General features: G+C 73.5%; 7 protein-coding genes and 1 pseudogene. 3 read left to right on the forward strand and 5 right to left on the reverse strand.

Going from position 1 to position 9,586, the window contains the following annotated elements; all coding sequences use genetic code 11:
* Window positions 1-95: 95 nt before the first annotated feature.
* The gene (locus GSF22_RS25365; RefSeq protein ID WP_208816248.1) at window positions 96-776 is read left to right on the forward strand and encodes a DUF4142 domain-containing protein; all 681 of its coding nucleotides are present in this window, start codon (window positions 96-98) and stop codon (window positions 774-776) included.
* A gap of 118 nt (window positions 777-894) precedes the next feature.
* Here GSF22_RS25365 and GSF22_RS25370 read toward each other — a convergent pair whose 3' ends face one another.
* The 5 genes and pseudogenes from GSF22_RS25370 to GSF22_RS25390 form a co-directional block, all read right to left on the reverse strand.
* On the reverse strand, window positions 895-1,182 hold the full coding sequence (locus tag GSF22_RS25370) for an Lrp/AsnC family transcriptional regulator (RefSeq protein ID WP_208816249.1): 288 nt from the start codon (window positions 1,180-1,182) through the stop codon (window positions 895-897).
* A gap of 74 nt (window positions 1,183-1,256) precedes the next feature.
* Entirely contained in the window at window positions 1,257-2,120 is an 864-nt protein-coding gene (locus GSF22_RS25375; protein WP_307804310.1) for a sugar phosphate nucleotidyltransferase, read from the reverse strand.
* A gap of 131 nt (window positions 2,121-2,251) precedes the next feature.
* A pseudogene (locus GSF22_RS25380) lies at window positions 2,252-2,755 on the reverse strand (NUDIX hydrolase); the annotation flags it as partial.
* Between the two features lie 75 nt (window positions 2,756-2,830).
* Entirely contained in the window at window positions 2,831-4,612 is a 1,782-nt protein-coding gene (locus tag GSF22_RS25385; RefSeq protein WP_208816254.1) for a RelA/SpoT family protein, read from the reverse strand.
* A gap of 129 nt (window positions 4,613-4,741) precedes the next feature.
* Window positions 4,742-6,502, reverse strand: a complete 1,761-nt coding sequence (locus GSF22_RS25390; RefSeq protein ID WP_208816250.1) for a DEDD exonuclease domain-containing protein — start codon at window positions 6,500-6,502, stop codon at window positions 4,742-4,744.
* A 277-nt stretch (window positions 6,503-6,779) separates the two neighbouring features.
* Here GSF22_RS25390 and GSF22_RS25395 point away from each other — a divergent pair, with 277 nt between their 5' ends.
* Entirely contained in the window at window positions 6,780-8,255 is a 1,476-nt protein-coding gene (locus GSF22_RS25395; protein ID WP_208816251.1) for an NYN domain-containing protein, read from the forward strand.
* Window positions 8,256-8,393: 138 nt separating this feature from the next.
* Window positions 8,394-9,586 (forward strand): M48 family metallopeptidase (locus GSF22_RS25400; protein ID WP_208816252.1); only part of this gene is annotated, 1,193 nt, incomplete at its 3' end.

Genomic DNA, 9,586 nt, shown 5'->3' on the forward strand with positions numbered 1-9,586 from the left:
CCCCACCGCCGCCTGCCGGCCACCGGGGTGGATCGCCGGGGTTAAACCGGCTCAGCCGGGTATCCGTGCGGTCCAACGAATAAAGGGGGGGAAGCATGTTGGGTATCAAACGCCTGGGACTGCTCGCGGCCCTGGTGGTGTTGGGACTGGCACCAGCCGCAGCGGCACAGGCGGCGGTGCAGCCGTCGACCCAGGACACCCAGTTCGTGCAGGCGATCCACCAGGTCAACCTGGCCGAGATCGAGGCCGGTAACCTGGCCCAGCAGAAGGGCCAGAACCAGCAGGTCAAGGATCTGGGACAGCGGATCGCCACCGACCACACCCAGGTGGACCAGTCGGTGCAGAGTACGGCGCAGCAGTTGGGTATCACGCTGCCCGACAAGCCGACCGCTGACCAGCAGGCCGTGCTCGACCAGCTGAACAAGGTCAACGGTGCCGAGTTCGACCGCGAGTGGGTGACCGCGGAGCTGGCGGGTCACGTCCAGGCCATCCAGGCCGTGCAGACCGAGATCTCCCAGGGCTCCGACCAGTCGGTGATCCAGTTGGCGCAGGACGCCCTGCCGGTGCTCCAGGCGCACTACGACGCGCTGGTGGCCCTGGCCCAGAGCCTGGGCATCCCGGTTCCGCAGGTGAGCGGTAGCGCCACGCCGAGCCCGGGTGGTACGACCACGCCGGCTCCGGGTGGTACGACCACCACGCCGGCCCCGGGTGGCACCACCGAATCGCCGGCTCCGGGTGGTACCTCGACCGAGGTGCCTACCCCGAGCGGTAGCTGATCCACCGGTGGTACGTCGCCAGCCCGCGATGCGCGGGCTGGCGACGTACCCGTTCCGCGGGTACCCGTTCAAACGGCGGTGCCGTCCAGCGCAGCACGCGTTGCAGCGGCGGTGCCGTTCAGTCGGCGCTGGCCAGGCCGATCGCGAACGCCTCCTCCAGATCGTGCTGCGAGTAGGCGCGGAACGCGATGTGCGACTCGGTGTTGAGCACGCCGGGGACCTTGGAGATGCGGCCCGCGATCACCTGGGCGATCTGCTCGAACTCGCGGACCCGGACCATCGCGATCAGGTCCACGTGGCCGGCGACGGAGTAGACCTCACTGACGCCGGGCAGGGCGGCCAGCGTCTCGGCCACCTCGGGGATCGAATCGGTGGCGCAGTCGATCATGACGATCGCGGTGATCACCGAGGGACTCCTCTCGTCGACGTCGAGGCCCATGCTAGAGGCTGATCGGGACGCCCGGATCAGGACGTCCCCATCTACCCCGCAACGGTCAGGTCGACGCCGGCCCGGATCGCCCGGTGCAGCCGCTCACCCCGGCGTACCGTCGCGCCCGGCCACACCACCGCGTCGGTCACCTCGCCGTGTACCACCGCGCCCGCGCCGATCACCGCCCGGGTACAGCGGCCGTCGACCGTCGCGCCGGCGGCGACCAGGTTGCCGCCGGCTGCGGCGTGCAGGTTCGCCGCCAGGTAGTCGCGCGGGGTACCGGTGTCGAGGAAGGTGCCCTCGAAGGTGACCACCTCCAACTCGCCGGCCGCTTCCGCCGGTCGCCACACCGTCCGGACCAGGTCACCCGGCTCGGAGGTCAACTCCCGGACCCGCCGCCAGGGCAGCAGGGAGAACCCGGCGAACCGGTGGCCGGAGAAGGTGCCGGGTGCGTCCGGGGCGTCGGCGGGTTCGCCGAGCAGGCGTACCGTCTCCCCGTCCCAACCGGCGAGCAGCGCCGCGATGTCCGGCCCGGGGGGCAGCGACGGGTGGGCCAGATAGGCGTCGGCGTTGCCGACGAGCACCCCGCGCCCGTCGACGACGTCCCGCAGGTTGCCCAGCCCGCCCGAGGTACCCAGCGGCGCCCCCGGCTCGACCGACAGGGTGGCCCGCCCGTCGACGTGGCGGACCACCTGCTCGCCGAGGTAGCAGGCGTTGACCGCGACCCGTTCCGGACCGGTCAGGCCGAGACCGGCCAGCCGGGCCAGGACCCGGTCCAGCAGCGGAACGTTACCGACCGGGCAGAGCGCCTTGGGTACCCGCTCGGTCAGCGGTCGCAGCCGGGTGCCCTCACCGGCGGCCAGCACCACCGCGCAGATCCCGACCCCGGGGGTCCCGCCGCCGGTCGCGTTCACCGGGACGTGCCCGCGTCCCCGGCCGCCGGCCCGGACTCCGTCGCAGGTCCGCCGTCCGTCGGCCCGGATTCCGTCGCCGTTCCGCCGTCCGTCGGCCCGGACCCCGTCACCCGTCCGGCTCTGGCGTGGTCGGCGTTCGGGCCGATGCCGTAGTACCCGAGCAGGTTGGCCGTGGCCCGGCTCAGCCGGGGCAGGTCGTCCAGCGGATGCCAGGCGGCCTCGAAGACCTCCGCGCCGTCCACCACCAGGTCGGTCCGGGAGGCCGGTACGGCGGCCTCGAAGACCATGTCCACCCAGCCCTTGGCGTGTACCACCGCGTTCGGTACGGCGGGCCGTAGCGCGTCGGGGGACAGTCGGATGCCGGACTCCTCGGCGAGTTCCCGGGCGGCGCCGACCACCGGCGCCTCGCCGCGCTGGAGCAGGCCGGCGGGAAGTGTCCAACTGTGCCCCGGCGGCTGACGGAGCAGCAGCAACCGGCCCGCACCCTCGGCTTCGGTGTCGCGTACCAGGGTGACCGCCCCCACGATGTACTTCGGCACGGCCAGCCGGACCAGCCGGCGACGCACCGGCACGGGCAGGCGGTAGAAGACGCGGTACACCAGGGCACGGAGGGCGGGACTACGGCGGGGGGTCACCACACCAGGCTAGAGGTCCCGGCGGCGCCGCACGGCAGCCGGGGCGACGGTGGGCGCGTCACCTGGCCCGGCTCGTCACGGGCGCTGGTCCACCAGCTCGATGAGCTGCCGGACCACCTCGTCCGGCTCGATGCTGCGGTCCACCACGGCGACCAGCATCGTCTCCAGGTCCGGGTAGCCGAGCTCCTCGGAGAGGCGCAGCAGCGGCAGATCGCTGGCCAGGCCACGGTTCTGCTTACGCAGTGCCAGCCCGATGGTGGCGCGGCCGAGGCGGACCTTGTCGGCGATGGAGATCCCCGGCTCGGAGTGCTCGGCGAACCAGCGGTTGATCTGCATCTGCGCGTGCGGGCTCTTCACGAAGTCGAGCCACTCCCGGCGCGGCCCCCGGGGGGCGACCTGTACGTCCACGTCGGTCTGCGGGTCGCTCTCGGTGAAGATCTCCACCACGTCGCCCTCGTCGAGCTGGGAGGCCAACGGGGCGAGCCGGCCGTTGATTTTGGCAGCGAGGCACCGGTCGCCCCGGTCCCGGCCCAACTCGTACGCGAGGTCGACCGGGGTGGCCCCGGCCGGCAGCACCACCTGCCGGCCCTCGGCGAAGACCTGGATCTGCGCCTCGGTCAGGTCACACCGCAGCGTCTCCAGGAACTGTGCCGGATCCGTCGTCTTGTGCTCCCAGTCGAGCACCCGGCGCAGCCAGTCGAGCTGCTCGGCGTGGACCGACCGCTGGTCCCGGGTACGGGGGAACCGGAAGTCGGCGGCGATGCCGTACTCCGCCGACCGGTGCATGTCCCTGGTCCGGATCAGCACCTCGACGGTCTGCCCCTGCGGGCCGGTGACGCTGGTGTGCAGGGACCGGTACAGGTTGTTCTTGGGGGAGGCGATGAAGTCCTTGAAGCGGCCCGGAATGGGACGCCACTGTCCGTGTACCGCGCCGAGGGCGGCGTAACAGTCCGTTGCCGGGCCGTCCACGATGATCACGATGCGGGGCAGGTCGAACGGCTCGCTGTACCCGCCCGCGACGGTGTCCTTCCAGATCGAGTAGTAGTGCCGGGGGCGGGGTTTGACCTCGGCGTCGACCCGGTCCCGGCGCAGCGCGCTCCGGGTGGTGGCGACCACCGCGTCCAGGTACTCGTGCCACCCCGGCCGCTGCTGGACGTGCCGGTCGATCCGGGCGTACTCGTCGGGCTCCAGGTGCAGCAGCACCACGTCGTCCAGCTCCCGCTTGAGGGCCTGGATGCCCAGCCGGTCGCAGAGCGGGACCAGTACCTCCTGGGTCTTGCTGGCGATCCGGTTGCGGGAGGCGGCCGAGCGGACCCCGAGGGTACGCATGTTGTGCAGCCGGTCGGCCAGCTTGATGATGAGCACCCGGACGTCCTTGCCGGCCGCGATGATCATCTTGCGGATGGTCTCGGCCTCGGCCGCCTTGCCGTAGAACGCCTTGTCGAACTTGGTCACCCCGTCGACCAGGTGGGCCACCTCCGGGCCGAAGTCCCCCGCGAGGGCCTGCAACGTGTACCGGGTGTCCTCGACCGTGTCGTGCAGCAGCGCGGCGACCAGGGTGGTGCTGTCCATGCCGAGGTCGGCGCAGATCTCGGCGACCGCCAACGGGTGGGTGATGTACGGCTCACCGCTCTTGCGGAACTGACCCCGGTGCATGTCGTCCGCGATCTTGTACGCGCGGCGCAGCACCGACAGGTCGGCACCCGGGTGGATGGCCCGGTGCGAGCGGACCAGGTGGTTCACCGGGTCGGGCTCCGCCGCAGGCCAGGACAGCAGGGACCGCAGTCGGCGGGTCAGCGGCAGGCCTGTGGGGAGGGCGCCCCCGAGGGCGGCGCCTTGACCGGCGTCGAGGTCCACCTGGGACACCTCCTCACCCCGGCTCCACGGTCCCGTCTATCGGATAACCGGGAGCAGGCCCACGAAACGGGCAGGACTGCACTTCTCTAACAGCCTAAGTGAGTCGACGTAGTCCGATCGGTCAGTTGCTCATGGGCGTTTGGACGTAACTTGCGCCGACGGTACGCCCTCGGCCCTGGCGAGCAGGTCACGGAACCGGGCCGCACCGTCGGCCGGTGAGGTCCAACCGGAGGACATCTCCACCAGCCGGGTCTCCGGACGCTCCAACCAGGACAGGATGCGTTCGGACTCCTCGGCGGTGGCCGCCGGCACCGGACCGTGGCCGGGGGAGACCGTCTCGGCGGTCGCCCGGATCAGCTCCAGGGTCCGTCGGGGGTGGACACCGGGCGGGGACACCCCCGCCCCGGCCAGCCGACCGTGCCGGACCAGCGCCAGCTCCCAGCCGCCGGTGGTCGCCGGTCGGGCGGCGGCCAGCTCGGCGATGCCGGTCAACCCGGCCAGCCGCTGCATCCGGACGGTCGCCCGGAGCACCGCGGCCAACCGGGACCGGACCACCGCGGCCTCCTCGTACCGCTGCCCGGCCGAGAGCACCTCGATCCGGGCGAGCAGCGCGTCCACCACCGGCTGGGGGTCGGCGGTGGTGGCGGTGGTGAACGGGCGGGCGGCGCGTTCGGCGTACTCCCCGGGGGTGATCCGGTGCTCGCAGGGTGCCGGGCAGCGACCCAGCTCGGCCAGCGCGCAGGCCGGGGTGACCGTGCGGGTGGAGAGCCGGTGGGTGCACTGGCGCAGCGGCACCGCGTCGTGGAACCCGGCGGCGGCCAGCTCGGCGGCGCGCCGGGAACCGAACGGGCCGAGGTAGGCGCGGTCGTCCGGCCCGATCGCGCGGACCACCGACAACCTCGGGTAGGGCTCGTCGGTCAGTTTCAGCCACAGCACCCGCTCCGGGAACTTCGACCGCCGGTTGTACGGCGGGGCGTGCGCGGCGATCAACCGCAGCTCGCGTACCTCCGCCTCCAGCGCGTGCGCGCACTCGACCGCCTCGACCCGCTCCGCGGCGGCGAGCATCTCGGACATCCGGGCGCGCTTCTCGGCGGCGGTGAAGTAGCTGCGGACCCGGGTGGCGATGTCACCGGAGGTGCCCACGTAGAGCGGCCGGTCGTCGGCGGCCCGGAAGATGTAGACCCCCGGCACCCGGGGCAGCCCCTCGGCCAGGTGCCGCTTGCGCCGCTGGGTCGGGGTGACCGCCCGGGCGAACTCGATGGTGTCGCCGAGGGTGTACACCCGGTGCCCACCGAGCCGGGCGATCAACCCGTGCAGCACGTCCACCGTCGCCCGGGCGTCGGCCAGCGCCCGGTGGGTCGGCTGGTGGGCGGTGCCGAAGTGGGCCGCGAGGGTGCCGAGCTTGTGGTTGCGCACCTCGTCCCGGGTCAGTACCCGGCGGGCCAGGGTCACCGTGTCGAGCACCCGGGGGTTGGGCCAGCGGTAGCCGTGCCGGGCGCAGGCGGCCTTGAGGAAACCGACGTCGTAGGGGGCGTTGTGCGCGACCAGCACCGCGTCGGAGACGAACTCCAGGAAGCTCGGCAGCACCTGCTCGATCGGTGGTGCGGGCAGCAGCATCGCCTGGGTGATCCCGGTCAGCACGGTGATGAACGGCGGGATCGGCTGACCCGGGTTGACCAGGGTGCCGAGCACCCCCAGCTCCTCGCCGCCCCGGACCTTCACCGCACCGATCTCGGTGATGCCGCCGCCGTCCGGCGGGCCGCCGGTGGTCTCCAGGTCCACCACCACGAAGGTGGTGGCGTGCAGCGGCAGCTCCGGGTCGACCCCGCCGGACCCGGTGGCGGCGGCGAACCCGGCCAGGGTCTGCTGGACGTACTCCGGTGCTGCCATCGCCGGGCACGCTAGCGCCCCGGTACGACACGCCGGCCGCCGCCTCGGCCCGGACCCTGCCGCGCCCGTCACCCGCCGACCCCGGCAGATGACCCGCCGTCACCGGGCGCGGTATCGTGTCGACGTCCGAACGGGGCCGCGGACATGCCAGATCCGGACGACCCGCCCGCTAACCGCAGGAAGACCCCAGCAGGGGCGAGTGGCGACGATCCGCTTACGATGAGAGATCGGCTCACTCACCAGGCGGTGGGCCCGGTACCGGTGGGAGACTTGCCACATGCCCCTCACCGAGCCGCTCGACGACCACCTTCCGGAGAAGGAGTCGGTCGACGTCGCGCGGGGCGCCGACCCGGACGGTCTGCGGGAGGCCGACGCGGAGACCGCGTCCGGCACCGGCACCGACGGTACGCCGGACACCGAGGCGGACGCGCGGTCGGAAAGCGAGCCGGACACCGAGGTGGAGCCCACACTCCCCGAACCGGTCCGGCAGCGGATCGTCACCCTCACCGCCGCAGTACTTCCCGGCCTGCCCACCGACGAGCTGCCGGTGCCGTTGCGCCGGGTCGCCAAGTTCGCGCCCAACCGGCGGGCCCGGCTCGGCGCGCCGGCCATCGCCACCCAGCTTGCCGGTGATCCGCTGTTCCGGCAGCGGGTGGCCTCGCGGGTCATCGCCGACGCCGGGCAGCTGGGCGTGGCCGTGGTCGAGGGTACGGCGCCGGCCGCCGCCGACCCGGTGGAGGTGGCCGCCCTGGGCTACCTGGCCCGCCCGGCCGGCTGGCGGGATCTCGTCGAGGCCAGCGGTGCGGCGGTCCGGGCCGAGGTGGACAGCGCCGTGGTGGCGGAACTCATCCGGGAGGCGGAACAACGGGCCACCCGGGCCGAGCACGACCGGGCGGTGGCCCGGGTCGAGGCCGACAAGCTCCGTGACGAGCTGGCCCGGGTACGCGAGGAACTGGGCCAGCTCCGCGAGGAGGCCCGGGTGCTGGCCCGGTCGCTGCGCGAGACCCAGGCCCGGGAACGCCGGGCCACGGAACTGCTGGCCACCGAGCGCGGCCGGGCCAACCGGGCCGCCGCCGACCACGACGCGGAACTGCGCCGGGTACGTGCCCGGCTGGCCGAGGCGGAGGCCGTCGCCGGGGCCGCCCGGCAGACCGCCAAGGAGGCCCGCTCGGTCGACGACGCCCGGCTCTGGCTGCTGCTGGAGACCATCGGGCAGGCCGCCGTCGGGCTGCGCCGCGAACTGGCGCTGGAACCCACCGACCGGCGGCCCGCCGACTTCGTGGCCGAGGCGTTCGCCGAGCAGCCGACCACCGCCTCCTCGGCCCGCGCCCGGGACACCGACGACCCGGCCCGCCTGGACGAGCTGCTCGCGCTGCCCCGTACCCACCTGGTGGTGGACGGCTACAACGTGACCAAACGCGGCTTCGGTGAGATGTCGCTGGAACAGCAGCGCAAGCGGCTGATCAGTGGCCTCGGTGGGATCGCCGCGCAGACCGGCGACGAGGTGACGGTGGTCTTCGACGGTGCGGAGCGGATGCACGGGCTGCCCCCCGCACCCCGTGGCGTCCGGGTGCTCTTCTCCCGCAAGGGGGAGACCGCCGACGAGCTGATCCGCCGGCTGGTCCGCGCGGAACCGGCCGGGCGGCCGGTGGTGGTGATCTCCTCCGACCGGGAGGTGGCCGACGGGGTGCGCCGGCACGGCGCCTACCCGCTGGGTGCCGACTCGCTGCTGCGCCGGCTCGCCCGGTCCTGACCGGACGGCTGCCGCCCGGTCCCGGTGACAACTCCCACCCGGTCCCGGTGCCGGCTGCCGGCCACCGACGGGCAATAGGATGGGCGCTCACGGTGGTGGGAGGAGCGGCGCGATGGCCGGGAACAGCACGGTGCGCGGGTGACGCCGCGCGGCTGGGCGATGCTGGTGTTCGCCGCGCTGGTCGTCACACTGGTGGCCGTCGCCGCGCTGCTGATCCCGTGGGGCCGGCCGCCGGCCCCCCGGGCCGACCAGCTCGCCGCCCTGGGTGAACTGCCGCAGGCCGACGTCGACCGGGCCCGGGAGTTCCGGGCCACGCTGCGTCCCGGCACGTACGGCGCGCTCGTGGTCGGGCTGCTGGTGGCGCTGCTGCTCGGCCTCACCCCGCTGGGTGCCCGGCTGGTCGAGTTCGCCGGCCGCCCGTTCGGTGACCACTGGACCGCCCGCGCCGTCCTCGGCGGGCTGGCGGTGGTCCTGGTGGCCGACCTGCTCACCCTGCCGTTCGCGGCCTGGCGGCACGCCGTGCTGACCCGGTACGGGCTGGCCACCTCCGGTTGGGGTGGCTGGACGGTGGACCTGCTCAAGTCGTACGCGGTCAGCGCGGTGATCGGTGCGGCCGCGCTGCTCGGCTTCTACACCGTGATCCGGCTGGCCCCCCGCTGGTGGTGGGCGTGGGGCGCGGCGGGCGCCGCGACCCTGGTGGTCCTGCTGTCGTTCGTCCTGCCGGTGCTGGTGGAGCCGGTGTTCAACCGGTTCACCCCGATGCCACCGGGACCGTTGCGGACCGAGCTGCTGGCGCTCGCCGAGGCCGACGACGTGCCGGTACGCGACGTGCTGGTCGCCGACGCCTCCCGCCGGACCCGGGCGGTCAACGCCTACGTCTCCGGCTTCGGCCCGACCCGGCGGATCGTCGTCTACGACACCCTGCTGGCCGAGGCGACCCCGGCCGAGGTGACCAGTGTGGTCGCGCACGAGCTGGGACACGCCAAACGGCAGGACGTGGTGGCCGGCACCCTGACCGGCGCCCTCGGTGCCGCGCTCGCCGTGGTCACGCTGTACCTGCTCGGCTCGTGGGGCGGCCTGCTCCGGCTGGCCGGGGTCGACCAGGTCGCCGACCCCCGGGCGTTCCCGCTGCTGATCGCCCTGGTCACGGTCGCCGGGCTGGTCACCACCCCGGTGCAGGCGCTGATGTCGCGGCGGGTCGAGGCCCGCGCCGACGCGCACGCCCTGGCCCTCACCCGGGACCCGGCCACCTTCGAGGCGATGCAGCGCCGGCTCGCCACGGTCAACCTCGCCGACCCCGACCCGCCCCGCTGGGAGTACCTCTACTCCGC

Source organism: Micromonospora echinofusca, from assembly GCF_017614955.1.
In the GTDB taxonomy this organism is placed as follows: domain Bacteria; phylum Actinomycetota; class Actinomycetes; order Mycobacteriales; family Micromonosporaceae; genus Micromonospora; species Micromonospora echinofusca_A.

Coding starts and splice junctions, on each gene's coding strand:
- GSF22_RS25395 (WP_208816251.1), top strand. CDS start 6,780: ATGCCCCTCACCGAGCCGCTCGACGACCACCTTCCGGAGAAGGAGTCG.
- GSF22_RS25365 (WP_208816248.1), top strand. CDS start 96: ATGTTGGGTATCAAACGCCTGGGACTGCTCGCGGCCCTGGTGGTGTTG.
- GSF22_RS25390 (WP_208816250.1), bottom strand. CDS start 6,502: ATGGCAGCACCGGAGTACGTCCAGCAGACCCTGGCCGGGTTCGCCGCC.